The organism is Bacterioplanoides sp. (assembly GCF_965226395.1).
Lineage (GTDB): Bacteria > Pseudomonadota > Gammaproteobacteria > Pseudomonadales > Oceanobacteraceae > Bacterioplanoides.
On record NZ_OZ245358.1, the window covers coordinates 1,018,918 to 1,044,069 of the forward strand.

A 25,152-nucleotide genomic window follows, 5' to 3' on the forward strand; every position below is an offset into this window, starting at 1 on the left:
ACTGAGGTACAAGCAGTTAAGTAGCAAAACACTCATAAGTCAAACTTCTGACGTTATTATTTTTTGTCTTTTTAACTTTTAAAACGACGCACTTTATAGCTGAATCTGTCGTCTGATGACAAGGCGTTAAGCATTATTTATTGGCACCCGGAGCGCCATCAGAACAATGGCACCCGAAACAAGAGCCAGAAATGATCAGGCAGTGACCTGACTGGTTAAACGACTTTCCTGGTCCGCCGCTGAAACCGGGCTGCGACCATGCATAGAATCGAGATATTCCTGACGAATACCATCCCAGCCACTCTTCACTTCCAGCAACAATCCCATGACTTCATCAATCATATCCAGGTCATTCAGGCTGCTGGCTTCTAACAGACGGCGATTCATATAATCGTACAGGCGCTCAAAGTTGGACGAGATTTCACCACCACTGGAATGATCCAGGCTGTCCTGTAAGGTCTGAATGATCTCCATCACCCGCCCCAGTAAATTGGCTTTGGTATCCATTTCATTACGCTCAATAGCCCCCTTGGCCTGAGACATACGTGTCAGAGCGGCTTCCATTAACAACTGAATAAGTCGGTGCGGATCAGCATCCAATACTTCGGAGGTACCATTAACCTGCTGATACTGCTTAGCACCTGACTTAACACCTGAATTGTACATGAGCATGTCTCCTGAATATGTCGGCTCGCTTTCTTTATGACGGCACGAAGCGCCAAACCTTTAACAGATTTATTCAATAATCTGTTTCTGGCAGCTGTTTATTACTCTGCCTTGGAGCGGCAACAGCGGCAAGCCGCTTCCTCAATTGACAGGAACTTCTCGCCCCGAACCCAAAAAAACCTTTGAAAATCAACAACTTAAAAATTGGCACAAGCTCTGCTTATAGCCGTATTCACCATCAACAGCACCTAACAGCCTGCTGGGGAAACGCGGAGCAAGACCATGGCTACAGCACAGCTCAACTTACAGAACGTCCAGCACGATGCCGGGAAACACCAGCATCTGTATGATCTGGCGAATCGTTTTTACCGGGATGCCAGTCAGCAGGGAAATCAGCTGTTGCTGGATGATGCCACACAACTGGCAGAACTGGCCTGGCAGCAAAAGCCGGAGTACCTGCCGGGTATTAACCTGCTGGCGCGTATTGCGCTGCAGCAGGATAAACTGAGCAAAGCCTGGGAGTGGATTGGCCTGGGGTTGAGCAAAAAGCCGGATAGCATCAATCTGCTTTACAGCGCAGGCCTGACCGCTCTGGCAGAACATGATCTGGATAAAGCCGAAGAATATTTTACCGCTGCTTACCGGATTTCTCGGGTTGCCACAAAAGCAGCTAATTATCTGGCTCATATTGCACTGCTGAAAAAAGACTACTTACTGGCTTTTCAGTATTACCGCGAACTGATTAAAACCCAGGCAGATGATGAGCAAGTCAAAGCCGGGCTGTTTTCAGCGGCTGAGCAGTTAAGTGCTGATTTCTATTCCGATGAACTGGAACAGGATTTATTACGCTATTTTGAGTTCTCGGATGTTGATCACTCACAGCTGCGTTCTCTTACCACCAGCTTACTCAAACATAAACTGCATTTATCAGAAGCCGGCTGCCCGTTAGAACTGGAAAGCCTGGCCTCTGATCCATTACTGTTAGCAGCGTTGGAGAAATTTTATTTCTGCGACCCATTAATTGAAAAACTGCTGGTGACACTCCGGCAAAGTATTTTTATTTCCAGCAGCGCTAAGCTCGCAATTGAAAGTCAGTTAATACCACTGGCCAGTGCGTTGGCCTGGCAAACCTATCTGAACGAATCCATCTGGTATCAGACAGAGCAGGAACAAAAACTGATCGGCCAACTGGAAACTCTGATATCCCGCATGATGGTTATGCCGGATTTAGACAACCACGATATATATCCAATTTTATTATTGGTATTTATGTATCAGGCTCCCCAGCTCTGCTCCTTTGCCAACCAGTTAAATCATGAAGCCGTTGCCTGGCCAATCACCATTGGCCCACTGATTGAACAGGCAATGATTGCCAGTCGTACACTGGAACAGCACCGACAACAGCTGACGCGGTTTGGTAACAGCAACAATCAGGTATCTGCCAAAGTCAGCGAACAATATAACCAGAACCCTTACCCTCGCTGGGTTGATATTGGTTACAGCCAACCTTCCGATTATTGTCAGGCACTGATTCAGAACTTTCCCGATCAGTTACAACATTTATCCCTGCCGGTTCCCACTCAGGTATTGGTTGCTGGGTGTGGCACTGGCCGCCACGCACTGCGTCTGGCCCGCTACTTTTATCATATGCAGGTAACCGCCGTTGATTTAAGTGAACAAGCGCTCGCCTACGCCAGCAGCAAAGCACAACAATATCAGATTAATAACATTGAATTTTTACAGGGTGATTTATTACTGGGCGAACGCTTAGGGCAACAGTTTGATGTGATTGAATGCTCCGGTGTATTACACCATATGGAAAACCCGGCCGCAGGATTACGTGCGGTTGTTAAACAATTAAAACCGGGGGGATTATTAAAAATTGCCTTGTACAGCAGCGCTGCCCGCCGTTGCATTCAACAGTTACGGGAGCAACTTGCTGATCATTTACCGGAAACCGCTCATGATATGCGCTTGATTCGTGAAGCCTTATTAAAAGGCTCTTTAGGTAGCGAATGGAATACCGTGATCAGCTCGCCAGACTTTTACAGTTTAAGTGCCTGCCGGGATTTATTATTCCACCAGCAGGAACACACTTATAATTGTGACGAATTACAGCAACTGATTGACGGCGAAGAGCTGGAATTTATTGGCATGATTCCACAAGGTGAATCAGAGAAGCTTTCACAAGCGTTATTTAATAAACCTGGGCATCAGCTGACATTAAGTGAGTGGGGTGAGCTGGAAAAAGAAAAGCCGGATTTATTTGCTGGCATGTATCAGTTTTATGTGCGAAAGGCGTTTTGATTAAGACCTATAATGAGCTAAATATTTTTCAGCCGCCGCGCCGAAGGGCCATCCCTGGACCTGCCGCGCTACCGCAACATCCTGTTGCTGCTTTGAAAAACACTTAACTCATTATTTCTGGAAATACTGCTATAACTGCCAATTAATCGGAGCTTGCCCCTGATTCATTAAATACTGATTAATGGTCGAGAACTGGCGCTGACCAAAAAATCCACGATGAGCAGACAGTGGTGACGGATGCACTGATTTCAGCACCAGATGCTTATTCTGATCAATCACCGCCCCTTTCTTCTGCGCATAACTGCCCCACAACACAAACACCAAACCACTGCGTTGCTCGTTTAATGCTTTGATAGCAGCATCGGTAAATTCTTCCCAGCCTTTTTTCTGGTGAGAACCTGCTTTGCTTGCCTCAACAGTCAACGTTGCATTCAGCAGCAGAACCCCCTGATCGGCCCAGGGCGTTAAATCCCCGCTGCCTGACATCTGAATGCCCAAATCAGCGTTTAACTCTTTGTAGATATTCACCAACGAGGGCGGCACCTTAACACCATCAGGCACAGAAAAGCTTAAGCCCATCGCCTGACCCGGGCCGTGGTACGGGTCCTGACCAATAATCACCACCCGCACCTGATCAAACGGCGTATGGTTAAAGGCATTAAAGATTAACGGGCCGGGAGGGTAGATTTCTTTGCCCGCTTGTTTCTCAACCCGCAGAAACTCACGCAGGTTCTGCATATACGGCTGCTGTAGCTCGTGACCCAGCACCTGCTGCCAGGAAGGATGAAGTTCGCCCGGTTTTCCCATAGTACTTATTTACTCTGAATATGTGGTTCTTGGAATAGAACCTTAACAGATCTATCAAAAAAATCAGAGCATCAGAGCAGTAGAATAAAAACTGACAATAGCGTACATTAATATTTCCACATTCCTACAATTAATGGACTTATCAGGAAATTACTATGAGATACTTTGCTTTATTCTTTATGCTATTTTCTAACAGTGTTTTAGCTGAAAGATTATCAGGGAAAATAGAAGGGCTCATTCCATATTCTTCCGGCGATCACGAAATCTTAATATTTAAGCTTGATAACAACAGAACTGGTGGTTGCAATACAACTGAAAGATTTGCGATAGACAGTTCCTCTAAAAAATATACAGCAACCTTATCGTCCGTACTAGCAGCTTTTCATTCAAAAACCAGTATTGTTGTAGAGTATAAGAACTCCTGTAATTACTTGGGCAATTCGGCTGATGTAAATTTTATATGCGTAGGAAGCATCAATTGTTAGTGTTCCTTAACAAATACAAAAGATGCAGCTTGCGCTGACTTTTTTATAGCAATATTAATATTTCAGCTCTTCTAATGTGAAAACTTTAAAAAGGAGTTAAAAATGAAAATACTATCAACATTTATCTTAATTTTAATATCTCAAATCACTGCAGCTCAAAGTTTATGGTGCGCTGGAACCATAACTGGAGTGTACATAAATAGTGCTAAAGAGGTAATTGTAAATGGCACATGGAGAAACTCTTGGACAAGAGTTTGCAAAACCGATGGAAGCTCAGGAAATATAGATACAGTAACTTGCTCTCTTTGGGCTTCGCTTATCACAAGTGCAGTTAACAATGATAAGAATATGACATTTCATTATACTGAATTACCTAACGGTACAACTTGCGACACACTCCCTACATATGAAAATTCTCCAACCCCAAATTACGTTATGATCTTAAAAGACTCGCCTCAATAAGGCAGCTTTCGCTGCCTTTTTATTGAGAGCCGAGCTAAGGCCTGTTAACAGACCCTAAGTTATTAACCCTCACCCAGCGGCTTCATATGCGGGAACAGAATCACGTCTTTAATGGTGTGGCTGTTGGTGAACAACATCACCAGACGGTCGATACCAATACCCTGACCCGCAGTCGGTGGCATACCGTACTCCAGTGCACGAATATAATCGTCGTCAAAGTGCATGGCTTCGTCGTCACCTGCGTCTTTTTCTTCCACTTGCTTACGGAAGCGTGCTGCCTGATCTTCAGCATCATTTAATTCCGAGAAACCGTTCGCTAACTCACGGCCACCAACGAAGAATTCAAAACGGTCGGTCACGAATGGGTTGTCGTCGTTACGACGCGCCAGTGGTGATACTTCCCATGGGTATTCGGTAATAAAGGTTGGCTGATCCAGTTTTTCTTCGGCAGTTTCTTCGAAGATTTCGCAAATGTATTTGCCCGGGCCCCAAGCCGCTTGCTTCGGAGAATCTGGCACACCCACTTGCTTGGCGTAAGCTTTTAATTGCTCGAAGTTTTCTTCCGGATTATTAAAGACGTTAACGTCGAATTCCGGGTTGTACTTCATCACCGCTTCAACCATGGTCATACGCTGGAATGGCTGAGCAAAATCGTACTCAGACTCACCGTATTGAATGGTGGTATTACCCAGAACCGTTTCTGCGATGGTACGCAGCATATCTTCGGTCAGATCCATCAGGTCATGGTAAGTCGCATACGCCTGATAGAATTCAATCATGGTGAATTCCGGGTTATGACGCGTGCTCAGGCCTTCGTTACGGAAGTTACGGTTAATTTCGAACACTTTATCGAAACCACCCACAACCAGACGCTTCAGATACAGCTCTGGCGCAATACGCAGGAACATATCAATGCCCAGCGCATTATGGTGTGTTTCAAATGGTTTAGCCGTTGCGCCACCTGGGATGGTTTGCAGCATTGGCGTTTCTGCTTCGATATAACCACGCTGAGACAGGTAAGAACGCATGGTCTCAATGATCCTGGAGCGGATCATAAAGGTGTTACGGGTATCTTCATTAATGATCAGATCCACATAACGCTGACGGTATTTCATTTCCTGATCAGCAAGACCATGGAATTTATCCGGCAGCGGACGCAGGGATTTGGTCAGAATGGTGAAGCCTTCGATGCTATCAACTTCAACATACAGTTCACCTTTGCCAGATAATTGCAGCGTACCGGATGCGCCAATGATGTCGCCGATATCAAGCTTCTGCCAGGAATCACTTTCTTTTTGCAGTTGTTTACCCATGTAAACCTGCAGGCGAGAAGTGCTGTCCTGGAAACCGACAAACGGGCCACGCTTGCCCATCACACGACCCGCAACAGAAACTTTAATGCCAGCTTCTGCTAATTCTTCTTTCGATTTTTCGCCGTATTCAGCTTTTAAATCACCGGCCAGATTTTCACGTTTAAAATCGTTACGGTGACCATTGGCATTACAGCCTTCGCGCATTTGCTCAAGCTTCTGACGACGCTCGGCAATTAACTTATTTTCTTCTGCGTTTTGAACTTCAGGAGCAGGAGTGTTCTGATCTGTCATATTTAATTCCAACTTCTATTCTATGCCGAATTCTATTTAGTCTTCAGATGATGACTTATTTCATTTTTAACTGAAGACCGCACAAGCACTTCACAAGATTTTTTCACTCGCACCCATCGTAAGGCACATCCCTGTGCCTGCGATGGGCACGCAACATCCTGTTGCTGCTTTGAAAAAACTTCTGAAGTACTTATTGTTTATTAGCTACGTTTACCACAGTGTTCTGGCTTTAATTAAAGATCCTGTAATTAAAGGCCTTGCTTCAGGCTTGCCTCGATAAAGGCATCCAGATCACCGTCCAATACCGCCTGGGTATTACGGTTTTCCACACCAGTCCGTAAATCTTTGATACGGGCATCATCCAATACATAAGAACGGATCTGGCTGCCCCAACCGATATCAGATTTCGTATCTTCCAGCGCTTGTGCTTCCGCACTGCGCTTTTGCAGTTCCAGCTCGTATAACTTCGCTTTTAACTGCTTCATCGCCTGATCTTTGTTCTTGTGCTGCGAGCGGTCGTTCTGACACTGAGTCACAATATTGGTCGGCAAGTGAGTAATACGTACCGCCGATTCCGTCCGGTTAACGTGCTGACCACCAGCACCAGAAGCGCGGTATACGTCGATACGTAAATCCGCTGGATTAATTTCGATGTCGATATTGTCATCCACTTCCGGCGCAACAAACACCGAGGAGAACGACGTGTGACGACGGTTACCGGAATCGAATGGTGATTTACGCACCAAACGATGAACACCGGTTTCAGTACGCAGCCAGCCATAGGCGTACTCACCTTCTACCCGAATGGTTGCGCCTTTAATACCAGCAACTTCCCCTTCAGATACTTCCATCAGCTCACCTTTAAAGCCGTGAGCTTCGATCCAGCGCAAATACATACGCAGCATCATATTGGCCCAGTCCTGAGCTTCGGTACCACCAGAGCCCGACTGAATTTCCACATAGCAGTTATTTTCGTCCAGCTCACCGGAGAACATACGACGGAATTCCAGCGTCTCTAACTGAGCCTGTAAGCTGTTCAGTTCGTCACGCACATCATCCACAGTGCCTTCGTCGTCTTCTTCCACCGCCATATCCAACAGGTCACGGCTGTCAGACAGGCCGGTGTCCAGGTTATCGATGGTTTTTACTACCGCTTCCAGTGAAGAGCGTTCTTTACCCAGTTCCTGTGCACGGTCTGGATCATCCCAAACATCCGGTTGTGCCAGCTCCTGTTCGACCTCTTCTAAACGCTCAGTTTTGGTAGCGTAGTCAAAGATACCCCCTAAGCACGTCTGTACGCGCTTGCAGGTCTTTAATCTGTTCGACGATTGGATTGATTTCCACTGCGTTATCCTGATGTTGTCTGTCTATGGATGTTCACCGCTGGCAGCTTATTCTCTGATTGCAAAGAAGCAAACAGAAGCAGCGGGCAAAAGAGGCGGCATTTTACCTGAGCCGGGGTCAGGATGCGACTCCCTCCGACAGCGGCCTTCCCGTGATCTTTTTCACTGATCTTGGCACAATTGACGTATCTAAACTGTCTTTTACGAATACAGTTACAAATGCGAATACAAACTTGTTGCAAATTCTTCGCATTCCACTTAAAGTTCAATCCATAGTCATTCTCATTCAGATTTTCATCAGGACTGACCGGTTTTATGTACGTTTGTTTATGTAAAGGCATCACACAGCAGCAATTGCAGCAAGCCGTTGAAAACGGCGATAGCTATGCACAGATTCGTCAGAAGACGGGCATTGCTACCGATTGTGGCTGCTGTGGGCAAAGTGCTAAACAAATGGTCCGTGAGCACATCAACAAAATGCCGGTTTGCGAATTTGCAGAAGCCAGTTGATCACTTTTGAGTGAATATAAAACCAGCCAGGCGCTGGTTTTTTTATGCCTGCAATTTGTTGCAGCACTACTGACCTTGCCCACAATTGTCACAAATAGCAGCAAACCAGCTTGTTTCGCCATTCATAACCGGGCAATATAGCCACCCATCAAGTAATATGTGACACCACGCTCAGTGCAGTCAGGGATTCAGTATGTTGAACATTGTTGTTGCCGGATTTGATAAAGCGCTTGCCTCCGCCATGACCGGCGTTGCCGATCTGTTTGGTCTGGCCGGCGTCACCTGGAATGTGATTCAGGGCCAGGCGCTGGAAAAAACTTTTAACGTTAAAATTGCCAGCAAAGATGGTGGCCCGATTCACTGCATTAATGGCTTACAGCTCGGAGCTCATATGAGCTTTGCAGAGGTAATGGATACCGAACAAAAGGTAGATGCCATTATTATTCCCACCATTGGTGGCCCAATTGAAGACGTGATTGGGCAGAATCCGGAGCTGCTGCAACTATTACAACACGCACATCAACATAACTGGACCATTGCCGGAAACTGTACCGGTAATTTTCTACTGGCGGAAGCTGGCATTCTTGATCATAAAACCGCCACAACCCATTGGGGCTTTAAAGAACAATTCCAGCAGCATTACCCGCAAATTGAATTAAAAGCTGATCAGTTGATTACCCGCAGTGAGAATATTTATTGCGCTGGCGGCGGCCTGGCCTGGTTTGATTTGGGATTGCATATCATCGAGCGTCAAATGGGTTTTGAAGCGGCCATTCAAACCGCTAAAGCCTTTGTGATTGATTATCGCCGTGACACCCAACTGTCGTATTCATTAATGCGCCTGTCTAAACCACACAAAGACGATCTGGTACGGGAAGCACAAACCTGGCTGGAGCAGAATTACCCACAGCAGTTTACCGTGGAAGATCTGGCTGAACGTTTCAGTATCTCCAAGCGAACCCTGATCCGGCGTTTTAATGCCGCATTGGATATGCCACCCAACACCTATGTTCAGAGTCTGCGTATTGAAGCCGCTCAAAAGCTACTGGAAGAAACCGAACGCACGGTTGACGTGGTAATGAATGATGTTGGTTACGAAGATGCCAGCTCATTCCGGCGTTTATTCCGCAAAAAAACCGGACTAACGCCAACCGAATATCGCCAGCGTTTTGCCCGACGGTTGTAACATTTGCTTAAAATCCGATACGCTGGGCCTGTATTTCGCCACCCACATCAGGTTCGTTGACCGTGAATGAACACAAGCCAGAGCTCCCGTCACAAACACCGGCCGGGAAAAACATTCATCAACCTTTACTGCGTGCTCTGGTGTTTGCGATTGGTTGGTTGAGTGTTGCTTTAGGTGTTATCGGAATCTTTTTGCCGGTGCTGCCAACCACGCCATTTTTATTGCTGGCAGCGGCTTGTTTTTTACGCACTTCGCCACGTTTTTATCACTGGCTGGTTTCCCATCCGAAACTGGGGAAATACCTGCTGTATTATCTGGATGGCAAAGGTATTCCGAAAAAAGCAAAAATATATACACTGCTGTTAATGTGGTTTTCGCTGATTTCTACTGCCTTTATTTTTGTTCCCCGGCTGACGGTGCAAATTATTCTGCCATTGGTGGGAATTGGCGTCAGTGTTTATATCCTGCGTTTACCCACATTAGAATTACCGCCGAACCATAAAAAATAATTCAAAATAAAAAAGATGGAATCCATGATGCAAGCAGTTCAGCTGGAACAATGGAAAAGCCAGTCTCAGGCCTTTCACTTTCAGGACGAAGCATTTTGTTACTGGGACTCTCGTGGCTCTGGTGACGGTAGTGAATCTGACGACGCTACATCCGAAAAACCTTCGTTATTACTGATTCACGGCTTCCCCAGCGCCTCCTGGGATTGGTCTCCGATGTGGCAAGAACTGAGCGAGCATTACCGCTTGATTGCCATTGATATGCTTGGTTTTGGTTTGTCGTCTAAAAACCCTACCGCAGATTACAGCATTTTTTTTCAGGCCGACTTACAGCAAGCCTTGCTACAGCATCTGAACATTGGCAGTTACTCTATTCTGGCTCACGACTACGGAGATACCGTGGCTCAGGAGTTGCTGGCCCGGGATCTTGAATCACAACAAATTCAACAGGCTTTTTTACTCAATGGTGGCCTCTTCCCGGAGACACACCGGGCGCTGCCTATTCAGAAGCTGATGCTATCACCGCTGGGATTTATTATTCCTTATGTCATCAACCCCAAAGCATTTGCCCGTTCGTTCGCACGGATCTGTGCCAAACCACTTGCCCAGCAAGAGCTCGATACCTTGTGGCAATTACTCAGCCATAACCATGGCCAAAAAGTGATGCCTAAGCTGATTCGCTATATCACCGAGCGCCGCCAGAATCGAAAACGCTGGGTCACCGCGTTACAGAATACACAGGCGCAGCTGGTATTGATTAACGGTTCTCAGGATCCGATTTCCGGCCAGCATATGGTCGAACGCTTCCGGGAATTGGTGCAGCAACAGGATATATTTGAACTGCCAGAGCTGGGTCATTATCCACAACTGGAAGATCCACAGCAGGTCTGCCAGATTATCCTGAACGCCGCAAAACCCCATTAGCAGATGACGCCGGGGCAGCACCACGGTAAGCTGCCCACTTTCCGCAACACGATGATGTCACACCAATATTTTATGAATGCGCTTCCATTGCTTAAACGTCATGCAGACTGGCTGAGCCTGATCATTCTGGCTGCTGTTTTTGTACTCTGGCCACAAATCGACCTGGCTGTCAGTGGTTATTTTTACGACCAGACGACACAAAGCTGGACCTTTAAAGATCACCCGATTAACACCTCCATCTATGCCTTGTTCCGCTATATGCCACACTTTCTACTGCCGCTGATGTTTATCATTATGGGGCTGAGCTTCTGGCGTCACGGCATCAGCAAACAACATCGTAAACCCTGGCTGTTTTTATTGTTGGTGCTACTGATGGGACCTGGGCTGATTGTGCACGGTATTTTTAAAGAAGGATTTGAACGCCCGCGCCCGCGTCAGGTACAGGAGTTTAACGGCAGCAGCGGCTTTACCCCGGCATTTGTCGTATCTGACAGCTGTGCCAAACGCTGCAAATCCTTTGTCAGCGGCCATGCTGCGATGGGGTTCTTTTTTATGGCACTGGGCTGGGTATTCCGTTCAAGAGGCTGGTTCTGGTTTGGTATCGGCATAGGCATTATCAGCAGCGCCAGCCGTATTATTCAGGGTGGGCACTTCCTCAGTGACACCCTATTTGCCGGCTTTGTGGTGTATTTTACCTGCCGAATCATGGCGTATTGGTTATTAGGCCACAGCCGCGTACAGCCGGAGTAATAGGCTCATGCAAAGGGCTGTATAAAAGAACGGCATAAAAGGTCTGTATAATAGTTGCGTGAAAATGCGGCTAAAACTGCTATAGTCATCAGACCTCACATTGCTTCTGTGATGCTATGAATATTCAGTCGTTTTCAAACAGCCTGCTTAACCCCCAGCGCGGCGATCCGGTTCGCGAGCTGCGTAATGACGCTCGTCCGGTTAATACGCAAAGAGAAGAACCAGAGCAAGTCCGTCAGGTGAGCTCGATTGAAGTCGTTCCGGCAGATATTTCCGATATCGAATTTCAGGCCCAGCAACTGGCTGATGAACGTCAGCAACAAGAAGGCCAAACCGCTGAATCTCAGCAGTTTCTGAATACCCAGCAGTTAAATGGCGAACAGCGTTTAGGCCGCTTTATCAATATTGAGGTCTGAAGCTGAGGTTTGAAACAAACAAGAAGCTTAAGCATAAAAAGTACGCGCATAAAAAATGCCGCTATCCCAAAAGATAGCGGCATTTTTCGTTTCAGGCTTGATTAAAAAACGTTAGCGAGGCGGACAATACAAGGCAAAAACAGACGAAATAGCGCAGTTTATAAGTAATAAATGAGCATATTGAGTCTGTTTTTAACGCTGTAGTGTCAACGCAGGTAGTTTTTTATTGCTCAACACCTTTCATAGTCAGTTTTACACGACCTTTCGGATCAACGTCCATTACATGAACTTTAACCATCTGACCTTCGCTCAGGTGATCAGATACGTTTTCAACACGCTCTTCGCTGATCTGAGAGATGTGCAGCAGGCCATCTTTGCCCGGCAGTACGGTGATGAAAGCACCGAAGTCGACGATCTTGCTGACTTTACCTTCGTAGGTTACACCCACTTCGATTTCAGCTGTGATTTCTTCGATCATCTTCTGAGCAGCATCCGCACCAGCTTTATCAGATGCAAAGATCTTGATGTTGCCGTTGTCGTCGATATCCACAGAAGCGCCAGTCTTCTCGGTGATATCACGGATGGTTGCACCACCTTTACCAATCACGTCACGAATCTTGTCAGAATCGATCTTCATGCTGGTCATGGTCGGCGCGTTTTCAGACAGCTCAGTACGTGGCTCAGAGATTACCGCGTTCATTTGCTCCAGAATGGTGAAACGGGCTTTTTTCGCCTGAGTCAGAGCGATTTCCATGATCTCTTCGGTGATACCTTCGATTTTGATATCCATCTGCAGTGCAGTGATACCTTCGTCAGTACCGGCTACTTTAAAGTCCATGTCGCCCAGGTGATCTTCGTCGCCCAGGATGTCAGTCAGAACAGCGAATTTCTCACCTTCTTTAACCAGACCCATGGCGATACCAGCTACTGGCGCTTTCAGTGGAACACCCGCATCCATCAGAGACAGCGACGCACCACATACGGAAGCCATAGAAGATGAACCGTTGGATTCAGTGATCTCAGATACCACACGGATGGTGTATGGGAACTCTTCCTGATCCGGCATCATCGCCTGAACACCACGACGAGCCAGACGACCGTGACCAATTTCACGACGGCCAACACCGCCCATACGGCCAGCTTCACCAACAGAGTATGGAGGGAAGTTGTAGTGGAACAGGAATGGATCCGTGGTCATACCGTGCAGGAAATCAACCATCTGCGCGTCACGTGCACTACCCAGAGTGGTCGCAACGATCGCCTGAGTTTCACCACGGGTGAAAATCGCAGAACCGTGAGCGGTGTTCAGACAGCCAGTTTCAATCGTCAGAGGACGAACAGTTTCGTTGTCACGACCGTCGATACGCGGCTGACCGTCGATAACACGCTGACGTACCACTTCGTACTTCAGTTCGCCAACCATGCCAGCGATATCGTCAGCACTGTAGCCTTCTTCGCCTTCAGCAGCAGCCAGTTTTTCAACGGCTGCGGCTTTCACTTCGTCGATACGACCGTAACGAGCCAGCTTGTCAGAGATGGTGTACGCTTCGCTGATACCAGCCGCTGCTTCAGCTTTAACGGCGTTGTACAGTTCTTCGTCGCGCGCTTCGGCTTGCCAATCCCACTGTTCAACTTTCAGCTCTTCAGCCCACTCGCTGATGGCAGTGATCGCAGACTGGAAACCTTTGTGTGCGAACAGAACTGCACCCAGCATTTCGTCTTCGGTCAGTTCGTCAGCTTCGGATTCAACCATCAGAACCGCGTCTTTAGTACCCGCTACCACCATGTCCAGCAGAGAATCTTCCAGCTGGCTGTAAGTTGGGTTCAGGGTGTAGCCGTTGTCATCAGTGAAGGCAACACGCGCTGCACCGATAGGGCCGTTAAACGGAATACCAGAAATGCTCAGCGCCGCAGAGGTTGCGATCATGGCACAGATATCCGGATCCACGTCTTTTTCAGACGCAACAACGGTTTGGATAACCTGAACTTCGTTCATGAAACCGTTCGGGAACAGTGGACGAATCGGACGGTCGATCAGACGAGAAGTCAGCGTTTCTTTTTCAGAAGGACGACCTTCACGCTTCAGGTAACCACCCGGGATACGGCCAGCGGCGTACATTTTTTCCTGGTAGTGAACAGACAGCGGGAAGAAGTCCTGACCCGGCTTAGTGCTCTTGGCCGCAACCACGGTTGCCAGCACCTGAGTTTTACCGATAGTTGCCAGTACAGCGCCGTCAGCCTGACGAGCGATACGGCCGGTTTCTAAAGTGACGGTTTCGCCACCAAATTCGAAGGTTTTGGTTAAAGCAACTGGTTTAGTGCTCATGCAAAATTTCCCTTATTTCTATAAAGAGTTAAATATATTTACCAGTTCCGACTGCCGGTGCTTCTAAGCATTAACCCTTCGGGGCTTCACTCTGCAGAACAAAGCGGAAAGGCGAATGGTTAGAAGCACCACCACTGATCGCCAAAATGATCAAATGGGGTTGGCACCACAGTTGTTCAGGAACTGAACAGTTTAAAGTCCGTTATACAGACAAAAATCCATTTAGCTAAAACAACAAAAGCCCCGGAGGGCTTTTGTTGTAAAGCGAGATCTTAGCGACGCAGACCCAGACGCTTGATCAGCTCTAAGTAACGGTTTGCATCTTTACGCTTCAGGTAGTCCAGCAGCTTACGACGCTGGTTAACCATGCGGATCAGACCACGACGAGAGTGGTGATCTTTAGCGTGAGTTTTGAAGTGACCTTGCAGATCGTTGATGTTGAAGGTCAGCAGAGCAACTTGTACTTCAGGAGAACCAGTGTCGCCTTCAGCAGTTTTGTACTCGTTTACAATCTCAGCTTTCTTTTCAGCAGATAATGCCATCTGTATATACTCCAATGAATGTGCATTTAAAGACATCACCACCGTGCACATTAACAGTGGGATGCTGCCACTTATGTGGCGTATCCGTCAGCTAACAGGTTTACCTGCAACAAACGTTGTGGCCGAATGCCACCGCGTTCGATACGGCCAATACCAATCAACTGCTTTCGCCCGGATTCAGCGGCCCATAATTGTACAGAAGGTGCTTCGCTTAAGCCAGTACTGACGGCTTGCCCTTGCAGGATCTTTTCTGCTTCAACACGACTCAGCTCAATAACCGGCCAGCTATCCGGCAAGGCGGTCTCAGGCGGCAGTAATAATTTGTCTAACGCTTCGGTTCCACCCTCTTGCGCCAGGGCTTCCAGCTCTTCCAACGTAATCATCTGGGCAGAGTGATACGGCCCTGAATGAGTACGATGCAACATGGAAACATAAGCACCCGAACCAATCTCATTACCGATGTCTTCTACCAGAGTTCGAATATAGGTGCCTTTAGAACAACGCACCGACAGATCCAGTTCATCAGGGCGCTGATCGGTCAGGGTGAGTTGGTGAATCTGGATGGTACGGCGTTTTTTCTCAGCAATGGCCTGAGCTTCTTCCGCCGTCATACCGTTACGGGCGAGTTCATAGAGCGGCTTGCCATCCAGTTTCAGCGCCGAAAACATCGGCGGTACCTGAACCACGTCACCGCAAAAGTTTTTCAGTACATCTTCAACCTGCTCGCCTGATAACTCAGGAACATCTGCGGTTTTGATGACTTCGCCTTCAGCATCACCGGTCGAACGAATTTCCCCTAGCTTGGCCGTGGTGTCGTAACCCTTATCGGAATCCAGCAATAACTGCGAAAACTTGGTTGCCTCCCCAAGGCAAATCGGTAGAACACCGCTGGCTTGCGGGTCTAACGCTCCGGTATGACCGGCTTTTTGCGCCTGGAACAACCACTTCACTTTTTGCAAAACCTGATTCGAACTTAACCCCAGCGGTTTGTTCAACACCAGAATGCCGCTGACTGGGCGGCCTTTTTTATTACGTCCCACGGTTTTTCTTCTATCCCACGACGATTAATCTTGTTCCGACTGATCCGAATCAGACTGACGAGCCTGCTTGATCAGGCCGGTCAGGTGATGGCCACGTTCTAACGTTTCGTCATAATGGAAGCGTAACTGCGGTGTGATACGCGTGGTCATGGAGCGTGCCAGCTCAGAGCGCAGGTAACCAGCAGCATCATTCAGGATACTTTCGGTTTGTTCACGGATTTGCTCATCCGTTTCACCTTTTGCACCCATTACGGTGAAGTAGATATCGGCGTAGCCCAAATCTTTAGCCACCTTTACCTGGTTTAACGTCACCATACCCAGGCGTGGGTCTTTCATTTCAAACTGAATCATTTGTGCCAGATCACGCTGGATTTGTTCACCCAGTCGTGACGTACGGCTGTAATCTTTTGGCATGTTTTATTCTCTTTCAGAAGCAGCAAAGCCCAGTCTGAAAACAGACCGGGCTTTGAGTTGTGCCATCAGGCACTGATAGGCTTAGAAGCCGGTTTACAGTGATCGTGCAATTTCACGCACATCGAACACCTCAATCTGATCGCCAGGGCGAACATCCTGATAGTTCTTAACACCGATACCACATTCCATACCCTGGCGAACATCCTGTACGTCATCTTTAAAGCGACGCAGAGATTCCAGTTCACCTTCGTAAATCACTACGTTCTCACGCAGTACACGGATCTTCTTATTGCGGTAGATTGTGCCGTCAACCACCATACAACCAGCAATCTGGCCGAATTTTGGTGAGTTAAAGACGTCACGTACTTCAGCAATACCGACGATTTCTTCACGCAGTTCTGGAGCCAGCAGACCACTCATCGCTTGCTTCACATCATCCAGCAGATCGTAGATCACGCTGTAGTAACGCATATCGACTTCGTTGGCTTCGACCACTTTCTTCGCCGCGTTATCCGCACGCACGTTAAAGCCGAACATCACCGCACCAGAAGCAACCGCCAGGGTGGCGTCAGTTTCAGTAATACCACCCACACCCGAAGATACGATGGTTACTTTCACTTCGTCGGTCGCCAGTTTCTCCAGAGAAGCGGCAATGGCTTCCAGAGAACCACGAACGTCGGTCTTCAGAATGATGTTCAGGTTAGCCTGTTCACCTTCCTGCATACCTGCGAACAGCGCATCCAGCTTGGCTTTCTGCTGACGCTGCTGAATTTGTTCTTTCAGCTTGGCTTCACGGAACTCAGCTACTTCACGGGCTTTCTTCTCGCTTTCAACAACCATGAATACGTCACCGGCGTCAGGCGTACCGCCCAGACCCAGGATTTCTACCGGGATAGACGGGCCTGCTTCGTCCGTTGGCTTACCGTTCTCATCCAGCAGTGCACGCGCACGACCGTAATAAGTACCGGCCAGTACGATATCGCCTTTTTTCAGGGTACCGTTCTGAACCAGCAGCGTAGCAACCGGGCCACGACCTTTATCCAGACGTGACTCAACCACCACACCCTGACCCGGGCCGTCGAAGTGAGCTTTCAGCTCCAGCAGCTCAGCTTGCAGGATAACCGCTTCTAACAGCTCGTCGATGCCCTGACCTGTGTGGGCAGAAACCGGTACGAATGGCACATCACCACCCCAGTCTTCCGGGATAACGTCACGTGCAGCCAGTTCGTTCTTAGCACGATCCGGGTCAGCCGCTTCTTTATCCATCTTGTTGATTGCAACAACGATTGGAACACCCGCCGCCTTAGCGTGTTGTACCGCTTCTTCAGTCTGAGGCATCACACCATCGTCTGCGGCAACCACCAGAATCACAACGTCAGTCGATTGAGCACCACGGGCACGCATTGAGGTAAACGCCGCGTGTCCAGGGGTATCCAGGAAGGACACCATGCCGTGATCAGTATCTACGTGGTAAGCGCCAATGTGCTGGGTAATACCACCGGCTTCGCCAGAAACAACACGGGATTTACGGATGTAATCCAGCAGCGAGGTTTTACCGTGGTCAACGTGACCCATCACGGTAACAACCGGTGCACGAGTGGTTTGCTCACCTTCGTAAGATACAGACTCAGTGACTGCTTCTTCTAACTCATTGTCAGAGATCAGCTTAGAAACCTTGTGGCCCATTTCTTCAACCACCAGAGTGGCAGTATCCTGGTCCAGCGTCTGGTTGATGGTCGCCATCACACCCAGCTTCATCAGTTCTTTGATCACTTCACCGGCTTTAACCGCCAGTTTCTGCGCCAGATCACCAACAGTGATGGCTTCTGGTAATTCAACTTCTTTGATTACCGGAGCCGTTGGCTTGCTGAAGCCGTGTTCGTTATTGGCGTTAGCCGCCTGGTTTTGCTGACGACGCGCAGCGCCTTTCAGCTTAACCTTACCGCGACCTTTACGACCACCGTTACGATCCTGTTCAGAACCATCAACAAAACGCTTATCACGATCACCGTCGCTACGACGATCGCCACCTTTACCACGCTTACGGCCGCTATCGTCCTGACGCGCCTGAACCGCTTCTGCTTCTGCACGTTTTTGCGCCGCATCATCTGCTGGCTTTTGACGTACTTTAGCAACCGGCTTACTTGGCTTCGCACGACGTTCGTCGTTTTGCGTTACTTTAACTTTTGGTTTTGCCGTTGCTTTTGGCTTGGCATCCACTTTCGGCTTCGCTTCAACCTTCGGTTTCAGAGTCGCCGTTGGCTTCTTCTCTTCTACCTTCTTCGCAACAACGCGAGCGGTTGGTTTAGCGGTGGCGGTCGCTTTAGGCATCTGAGGCGCTTTTGGCGCTTCTTTCTTCACCTTAGGCTCCGGCTTCTTAGCCACTTTTACTTCAGCTGCTGGTTTTTCAGCCTGAGCTTTCTCAGCTGCCTGTTCTGCCTCAGCTGCTGCTTTTGCCTGTGCCGCTTCGGCAGCACGCGCCGCTTCTTCTGCAGCCGCGTTTTCAGCTTCTGCTTTTGCTTCTAAGCGGGCTTTTTCAGCCGCCAGCTCGGTTTCATCACGTTTCACGTAAGTACGCTTTTTACGCACTTCAACGTTCACCGATTTTTTGCCGCCCGCACCAGCGCTCAGCGTCGTGGTTGCTTTACGCTTCAGGGTAATTTTCTTCGGCGCTTCCGCGGACTCACCGTGACTGGTCTTTAAAAAGGCCAGCAGTGTTTGCTTTTGTTCATCAGACACTGCATCAGCCGAAGCGGTTTGTGGCAAACCGGCTTCTTTCATTTGTGACAGCAGTCGATCAACGTCGGTATTAACCACGTCGGCGAGTTCTTTAACTGTTACATCTGCCATACGTTTCTCCTATGCCGAGCGGGGAATTAATCGTTCGCCTCAAACCAAGGCTTACGGGCTGTCATAATGAGTTCAGCCGCTTTTTCTTCGGTCATGTCTTCAACATCCAGCAGATCATCGATGGCTTGCTCGGCGAGATCCTCCATCGTACAAATACCTTTGCTGGCCAGCACCAATGCCAGGTGCTTATCCATACCGTCCATTGCCAGCAGATCTTCCGCCGGCTGTGCTGCTTCCAGTTGTTCTTCAGAAGCAATGGCCTGAGTCAGCAGCACGTCTTTGGCGCGGTTACGCAGCTCGTTAACGACTTCTTCGTCCAGACCTTCAATCGCCAGCATCTCTTCCATTGGCACGTAGGCGATTTCTTCCAGAGAAGTGAAGCCTTCTTCTACCAACAGCAGGGCGAAGTCTTCATCAATATCCAGAGAATCCATAAAGGTGGTGATATAAGCAGAGGCTTCTTCGTCCTGCTTCTCAGCGGCTTCCTGCTCGGTCATCACGTTGATTTCCCAGCCGGTCAGCTCAGACGCTAAGCGCACATTCTGACCACCACGACCAATGGCTTGCGCCAGGTTATCTTCCAGTACGGCAACGTCCATGGAGTTGGTTTCTTCATCCATAATGATGGAAGCCACTTCCGCTGGTGCCATGGCATTGATAACCAGCTGTGCCGGGTTGTCATCCCACAACACAATATCAATGCGCTCGTTACCGCCCAGTTCATTGGTCACTGCCTGAACACGCGCACCGCGCATACCCACACAAGCACCAACCGGATCGATACGCTTATCGTTGGTTTTTACCGCAATTTTGGCACGAGAACCCGGATCACGAGCAGCACCTTTGATCTCAATCACTTCTTCAGCGATTTCAGGTACTTCGATGCGGAACAGCTCGACCATCATGTCGGAGATGGTACGGCTCAGCATCAGCTGTGGACCACGGTTTTCCGGGCGGATATCAAACAGGATGGCACGTACGCGATCACCCATACGCAGGATCTCACGGCCAATCAGCTGATCTTTTGGCATCAGGCCTTCCGCGTTGTTACCCAGGTCAACAATGACGTTGTCACGGGTCACTTTTTTCACGGTTCCGCTGATCAGTTCACCAACACGGTCTTCGTATTGTTCAACAATCTGCGCACGCTCAGCTTCGCGTACTTTCTGAACAATGATCTGTTTTGCCGCTTGCGCTGCAATACGACCAAAATCCGGGTTTTCGATCTGAGTTTCGTAGGTGTCACCCGGTTGCAGATTGGTATCAATCTCGTGGGCTTCTTCCAGCGTCAGTTCGTCACCCAAACCAGGTACAACATCGTTGCTGACAACTAACCAGCTGCGGAAAGTTTCGTAATCGCCGGTTCTGCGGTCGATATCTACGCGAATGGTGGCTTCTTCGTCTTCGTAACGCTTTTTAGCAGCTGCTGCCAGCGCAGACTCGATGGCTTCAAAAATAATTTCTTTTGAAACGCCTTTTTCGTTGGATACCGCTTCCGCGACCAGGAGAATTTCTTTGCTCATCTTCTAGCCTCGCTCTGTACCTTAGTCCTTGAATTGTGGAACAACATTCGCCTTCTCAATCAGCTCAATCGGCAGCAGATATTCATGACCGTCGACAAACAGCACAATATCTTCCTGCTCAACACCAATCAGTTGGCCCTTAAATTTACGACGCCCGTCAAACGGCATGCGTAAGCGCAATTCAATAATATGATTGGCATAACGCTGAAACTGTTCGAGGGTGAACAATGGTCGATCCATTCCCGGTGATGACACTTCTAAGGTGTAATCCTGAGAAATCGGATCTTCTACGTCCAGCACACTGCTGAGCTGGCGGCTGACCGCAGCACAGTGATCCACTGTAATGCCGTCATCGTGATCAATAAAAATACGCAGCAGGGTATGCTTACCCTGAGCAGAGTATTCCAGTCCCCAGAAGATGAACCCCATGGATTCAACGATGGGTGCCAGCATTTCGGTTAACTGAGTGTCTTTAGCCAAACAATCACCTATGTAAACGTTATTCCGCCGTTTGATGGCTGGAATACAAACAAAAACTGGGCATTAATGCCCAGTCCATAAAAGTCCGGTCGTCAACGTTTTGATCAGTTGATCACGTTCGACCCGACGAGAACTTACCGCCTCACACTCGTATTTTGCCGCGACCTAGCGCCAAAAACCTGAGCATCAAGTACGAAAAAGCCCCTGACGTGAGGGGCTTTTAGGCAAGTATCTGTAAAAAGCACGCGCATTATAGGTGCTTCAACGATAAAAAGCGAACCCTGTTCGCTTTTTATCGCTTTACCTTGCCGGTAAATCAGGTTGGTGCGGATAGCGAGACTTGAACTCGCACGAGCATAGCTCACCACCCCCTCAAGATGGCGTGTCTACCAATTCCACCATATCCGCAGATAATCAGTCGAACTTATTGATCAGCCTGATCAATAACCGGTTCGTCTGATACAGATGCGTCCAGCTCAGGTTCACCTAAAACAGGCGCATCGGAAATCGGCGCGTATTCTTCCACAACCGGGGTATCATTCTCAAGCTTTTCAATCACTTCCTGGCTCGGAATACCCAAATCAGTAGCACCAACCGCTTTTTGCTTAGCAACAACGGCCAGTCCAAGACTGGTAATAAAGAACAGAGTGGCCAGAATCGCTGTCGAACGACTCAGGAAATTACCAGAACCCTGACTACCAAATACGGTTTGTGAGGCACCACTACCAAACGATGCGCCTGCATCCGCACCTTTACCCTGTTGCATCATCACAAAGCCAATAATGCCTAACGCAAACAGAATGTGAGCGATTAAAATAATTTGTTCCATATTCAACCTATGAACGACAGATTCCTAAAAACTCTTCAGCCGTCAGCGATGCACCGCCAATCAGACCACCATCAATATCCGCCTGAGCAAATAACTCAGCGGCATTCGCAGCTTTCACACTGCCACCGTATAAAACCCGGGTTTCATCCGCTACTTTTTGGCTAACACTGGCCAGCAACGAACGAATAAAAGCATGCATCTGTTGTGCTTGTTCCGGCGTTGCCGTTTCACCGGTGCCAATCGCCCAGACGGGTTCATAGGCAATCACAACCTGACCCCACTGAGCTTCCGTCAACTGGTGCAACAGAGCCGATAATTGTTGCTTAACAATCAGTTCAGCATGGCCGGACTGTCGCTGCTCCAGGGTTTCACCAACACAAACAACGGCGGTCATGCCAGCAATCAGCACCCGCTCGGTTTTTGCCAGCACAGCAGCATCGGTTTCATGAAACAAACTACGACGTTCTGAGTGCCCGATCAGCACCATGCCACAGCCCATATCCTGCAACATGCCAACCGAAACCTCACCTGTATAGGCTCCGGCTTCAGCCGTCGAACAGTTCTGCGCACCAAACTGAATAGCCGAGTCCGATAACGTATCAGCAGCGACTGCCAGATACGGGAACGGGGGAAAAACGGCAACATCACAATGCTGTACATCAGCAGCCAAAATATCGGATAACAAAGCTTTCGCCATGTCAGTGGAAGCATTCATCTTCCAGTTTCCGGCGACTAATAATCGACGCATGAAATTTCTCAAAATTCAAAGAGCGCAGATACTATCTAAGAAGGGGGAATGAAACAAGAGAAGCGGCCGAAACAGCCGCTTCTGATTGATCAATAACAGCCTGACAAGCAATTAAGCCAGTGCTTTTTCCACCACATCCGCCAGCTGCTGAGTTAATTCAGCAACCTGCGCTGCATTTTCACCTTCCACCATAACGCGAACAACCGGCTCGGTACCGGATGGCCGTAGCAGAACACGACCACGGCCAGCTAGCGTGTTCTCCACCTCAGCCACAGCTGCCTGGACGGTTTCGTCGGCATTGACATCGATGTCTTTATTACGGCGCACATTAATCATGGTTTGTGGACATTTCACCATGCCACGCTTCAGTTCATGCAGTGGCTGCTCGAAATCCTGCAATGCCATCATCACCTGTAAAGCCGACACAATGCCGTCACCAGTGGTGGTGGAGTCGAGGCATAATAAATGCCCGGATGATTCACCACCAAAACGCCATTCATGCTCTTTGAGCTGCTGCATCACATAACGATCGCCAACTTTGGCGCGTGAAAAGCCAATCCCTTTCTCTTTTAATGCCAGCTCCAGCCCTAAATTGGACATCAGAGTACCGACAACACCACCACCTAAGCGGCCACGCTGCTGAGCGTGAATGGCCATAATAAATAACAGCTCATCACCATCAACCACATCGCCGTTCTTATCCACCATGGCAACCCGGTCACCGTCACCGTCGAAGGCAATGCCCAGATCAGCACGGGTTTCCATCACTTTTTTCTGCAGTGCCTTTGGTGATGTTGAACCCACTTCTTTGTTGATATTTAAACCATCCGGCTCGGCGCCCATCACCACCATTTCAGCACCCAGCTCACGGAATACCGCAGGGGCAATCTGATAGGTGGCACCATGGGCACAATCCAGCACAATGCGCAGCCCTTTTAAGCGCAAACGGCGCACCGTGCTTTTGCAGAATTCGATATAACGGCCGGCGGCGTCACCGATACGAAAAGCTTTGCCTAACTGATCAGATGGTACCGTAGTCATTGGTAAATCAAGGTGCCTTTCGATCTCAGCCTCGATCTCATCATCCAGTTTGGTGCCCTGGCCAGAGAAAAACTTAATGCCGTTATCGTGGTATGGATTGTGCGATGCACTGATCACAATACCAGCATCGGCATAAAAGGTACGGGTCAGATAGGCAATCCCCGGCGTTGGCATCGGCCCTAATAAACCACTGTTGACGCCCGCGGCTGATAAACCCGCCTCCAGTGCAGATTCAAACATATAGCCTGAGATTCGAGTGTCTTTACCAATCAGAATGGTTTTTTTGCCTTGCTCGGCAAACACCTTACCGGCGGCCCAACCCAGCTTCATCACAAATTCTGGAGTAATTGGGAACTGACCAACCTCACCACGAATACCATCGGTTCCGAAATATTTTCTCGACATCCGTCTTCCTTCTTTATTTTTTAACCCGCTATTTTTCAGCACGCAGCTAAGCAGGCATTAACGACCGCCAAAGCTTCAGCCGTCGGTTTTACATCATGTACACGCAAAATTCGCGCGCCTTTCATCGCACCAATCACCGCCCCGGAAACACTACCGGACACTCGCTGATCCGCTTGTTCACAACCAGTTGCGGTACCAATCATACGCTTTCGCGACAATCCCACCAGCAAAGGCAAACCGAGCGACTCCAGTGCATCCAGACGATTTAACAACTGAAAATTATGCTCGTAGGTTTTACCAAATCCAAAACCCGGATCCAGCAAAATAGAGTTTCTCTGAATACCGGCGTTTTCGCATGCCTGAATACGATCAGCAAGGAAGTTTTTCACATCCTCAACCACATCGCCATAATCTGGATCATTCTGCATGGTTTTTGGGTCACCCTGCATATGCATCAGACACACGGGCAGGCCAGATTCAGCCGCTGCCTGTAATGCTCCATCGCGTTGCAGCGCACGTACGTCATTAATTAAATGCGCTCCGGCCGTACTGGCCTGTCGAATGACTTCTGCGGTACTGGTGTCCACCGAGATCACGACATCCAGCTCAATTGCTATGGCTTCCACCACCGGAATCACACGATCCAGCTCTTGTTGCAGAGTCACCGGCTCCGCGCCTGGGCGGGTTGATTCGCCACCGATATCAATAATGGCAGCACCGTCCCGCATCATTTGCTCAGCCTGCTTCAAGGCTGCATCTAATGAATTAAAACGACCGCCATCCGAGAAGGAATCCGGAGTCACATTCAGAATACCCATCACCTGGGCTTGGGATAAATCCAGCGAACGCTGGCCGCATTGTAAAATCACGCTTTTATAACCGTTAACACCACGATCATGATGCATTGCTTTTTTCAGCCGCCGCTCCGAAAGGCCATCCTTGGCCTTACCGAGCTACCGCAACATCCTGTTGCTGCTTTGAAAAAACA

General features: G+C 48.7%; 24 protein-coding genes and 1 tRNA gene. 9 read left to right on the forward strand and 16 right to left on the reverse strand.

What is annotated here, in order from left to right:
* Positions 1-195: 195 nt before the first annotated feature.
* Positions 196-666 (reverse strand): flagellar export chaperone FliS, encoded by a 471-nt coding sequence (gene fliS / locus ACO05E_RS04630; RefSeq protein WP_419811818.1) that lies wholly within the window; start codon positions 664-666, stop codon positions 196-198.
* A 282-nt stretch (positions 667-948) separates the two neighbouring features.
* Between fliS and ACO05E_RS04635 the strand changes: the two genes are divergently transcribed.
* Complete coding sequence (locus tag ACO05E_RS04635) at positions 949-2,973, forward strand: methyltransferase domain-containing protein (RefSeq protein WP_419811819.1); 2,025 nt, start codon at positions 949-951, stop codon at positions 2,971-2,973.
* A 129-nt stretch (positions 2,974-3,102) separates the two neighbouring features.
* Here the strand turns inward: ACO05E_RS04635 and ung are convergent, their stop codons facing one another.
* The gene (ung, locus tag ACO05E_RS04640; RefSeq protein WP_419811820.1) at positions 3,103-3,780 is read right to left on the reverse strand and encodes a uracil-DNA glycosylase; all 678 of its coding nucleotides are present in this window, start codon (positions 3,778-3,780) and stop codon (positions 3,103-3,105) included.
* Positions 3,781-3,935: 155 nt separating this feature from the next.
* On the opposite strand from ung, the gene ACO05E_RS04645 reads away from it, so the two are divergent.
* Positions 3,936-4,265, forward strand: coding sequence for a hypothetical protein (locus ACO05E_RS04645; RefSeq protein ID WP_419811821.1), 330 nt, complete (start codon positions 3,936-3,938; stop codon positions 4,263-4,265).
* Positions 4,266-4,367: 102 nt separating this feature from the next.
* Positions 4,368-4,727 (forward strand): hypothetical protein, encoded by a 360-nt coding sequence (locus tag ACO05E_RS04650; protein ID WP_419811822.1) that lies wholly within the window; start codon positions 4,368-4,370, stop codon positions 4,725-4,727.
* Positions 4,728-4,789: 62 nt separating this feature from the next.
* On the opposite strand, the gene lysS is transcribed toward ACO05E_RS04650, so the two are convergent.
* Complete coding sequence (gene lysS, locus ACO05E_RS04655) at positions 4,790-6,331, reverse strand: lysine--tRNA ligase (RefSeq protein ID WP_419811823.1); 1,542 nt, start codon at positions 6,329-6,331, stop codon at positions 4,790-4,792.
* A gap of 248 nt (positions 6,332-6,579) precedes the next feature.
* Positions 6,580-7,675 (reverse strand): peptide chain release factor 2 gene (gene prfB, locus ACO05E_RS04660; RefSeq protein WP_419811824.1). Its coding sequence is split into 2 segments (ribosomal slippage): positions 6,580-7,602 and positions 7,604-7,675, totalling 1,095 coding nucleotides; the frame shifts between segments, so codons are not numbered across the junction.
* A gap of 314 nt (positions 7,676-7,989) precedes the next feature.
* On the opposite strand from prfB, the gene ACO05E_RS04665 reads away from it, so the two are divergent.
* The 6 genes from ACO05E_RS04665 (at position 7,990) to ACO05E_RS04690 (ending at position 11,966) form a co-directional block, all read left to right on the forward strand.
* Positions 7,990-8,184, forward strand: coding sequence for a (2Fe-2S)-binding protein (locus ACO05E_RS04665; protein ID WP_419811825.1), 195 nt, complete (start codon positions 7,990-7,992; stop codon positions 8,182-8,184).
* 193 nt (positions 8,185-8,377) lie between these two features.
* Positions 8,378-9,370: a GlxA family transcriptional regulator gene (locus tag ACO05E_RS04670; protein WP_419811826.1), complete on the forward strand. Its 993-nt coding sequence runs from the start codon at positions 8,378-8,380 to the stop codon at positions 9,368-9,370.
* 62 nt (positions 9,371-9,432) lie between these two features.
* Entirely contained in the window at positions 9,433-9,879 is a 447-nt protein-coding gene (locus ACO05E_RS04675; protein WP_419811827.1) for a YbaN family protein, read from the forward strand.
* 24 nt (positions 9,880-9,903) lie between these two features.
* A complete protein-coding gene (locus ACO05E_RS04680) occupies positions 9,904-10,800 on the forward strand; it encodes an alpha/beta fold hydrolase (protein WP_419811828.1) in 897 nt (298 codons plus the stop codon).
* A gap of 51 nt (positions 10,801-10,851) precedes the next feature.
* Positions 10,852-11,550, forward strand: coding sequence for a phosphatase PAP2 family protein (locus tag ACO05E_RS04685; RefSeq protein ID WP_419811829.1), 699 nt, complete (start codon positions 10,852-10,854; stop codon positions 11,548-11,550).
* Positions 11,551-11,666: 116 nt separating this feature from the next.
* On the forward strand, positions 11,667-11,966 hold the full coding sequence (locus ACO05E_RS04690; protein ID WP_419811830.1) for a hypothetical protein: 300 nt from the start codon (positions 11,667-11,669) through the stop codon (positions 11,964-11,966).
* Between the two features lie 223 nt (positions 11,967-12,189).
* Here the strand turns inward: ACO05E_RS04690 and pnp are convergent, their stop codons facing one another.
* The 12 genes from pnp to folP all read right to left on the reverse strand — a co-directional run bounded on the left by pnp (position 12,190) and on the right by folP (position 25,069).
* Positions 12,190-14,292: a polyribonucleotide nucleotidyltransferase gene (gene pnp / locus ACO05E_RS04695; protein WP_419811831.1), complete on the reverse strand. Its 2,103-nt coding sequence runs from the start codon at positions 14,290-14,292 to the stop codon at positions 12,190-12,192.
* Positions 14,293-14,564: 272 nt separating this feature from the next.
* A complete protein-coding gene (rpsO, locus tag ACO05E_RS04700) occupies positions 14,565-14,834 on the reverse strand; it encodes a 30S ribosomal protein S15 (protein WP_419811832.1) in 270 nt (89 codons plus the stop codon).
* 71 nt (positions 14,835-14,905) lie between these two features.
* Entirely contained in the window at positions 14,906-15,874 is a 969-nt protein-coding gene (gene truB, locus ACO05E_RS04705) for a tRNA pseudouridine(55) synthase TruB (protein WP_419811833.1), read from the reverse strand.
* A 24-nt stretch (positions 15,875-15,898) separates the two neighbouring features.
* Positions 15,899-16,288, reverse strand: coding sequence for a 30S ribosome-binding factor RbfA (rbfA, locus tag ACO05E_RS04710; RefSeq protein ID WP_419811834.1), 390 nt, complete (start codon positions 16,286-16,288; stop codon positions 15,899-15,901).
* A 93-nt stretch (positions 16,289-16,381) separates the two neighbouring features.
* Positions 16,382-19,138, reverse strand: a complete 2,757-nt coding sequence (infB, locus tag ACO05E_RS04715; RefSeq protein ID WP_419811835.1) for a translation initiation factor IF-2 — start codon at positions 19,136-19,138, stop codon at positions 16,382-16,384.
* 26 nt (positions 19,139-19,164) lie between these two features.
* Positions 19,165-20,661, reverse strand: a complete 1,497-nt coding sequence (gene nusA, locus ACO05E_RS04720; protein ID WP_419811836.1) for a transcription termination factor NusA — start codon at positions 20,659-20,661, stop codon at positions 19,165-19,167.
* A gap of 21 nt (positions 20,662-20,682) precedes the next feature.
* A complete protein-coding gene (gene rimP / locus ACO05E_RS04725) occupies positions 20,683-21,141 on the reverse strand; it encodes a ribosome maturation factor RimP (RefSeq protein ID WP_255858825.1) in 459 nt (152 codons plus the stop codon).
* Between the two features lie 322 nt (positions 21,142-21,463).
* A tRNA-Leu gene (locus ACO05E_RS04730) sits at positions 21,464-21,549 on the reverse strand.
* A 16-nt stretch (positions 21,550-21,565) separates the two neighbouring features.
* Positions 21,566-21,970: a preprotein translocase subunit SecG gene (gene secG, locus ACO05E_RS04735; protein WP_419811837.1), complete on the reverse strand. Its 405-nt coding sequence runs from the start codon at positions 21,968-21,970 to the stop codon at positions 21,566-21,568.
* Positions 21,971-21,977: 7 nt separating this feature from the next.
* A complete protein-coding gene (gene tpiA, locus ACO05E_RS04740) occupies positions 21,978-22,718 on the reverse strand; it encodes a triose-phosphate isomerase (RefSeq protein WP_419811838.1) in 741 nt (246 codons plus the stop codon).
* Between the two features lie 111 nt (positions 22,719-22,829).
* Entirely contained in the window at positions 22,830-24,164 is a 1,335-nt protein-coding gene (gene glmM / locus ACO05E_RS04745; protein WP_419811839.1) for a phosphoglucosamine mutase, read from the reverse strand.
* 35 nt (positions 24,165-24,199) lie between these two features.
* Positions 24,200-25,069, reverse strand: a complete 870-nt coding sequence (gene folP / locus ACO05E_RS04750; protein WP_419811840.1) for a dihydropteroate synthase — start codon at positions 25,067-25,069, stop codon at positions 24,200-24,202.
* Positions 25,070-25,152 lie beyond the last annotated feature (83 nt).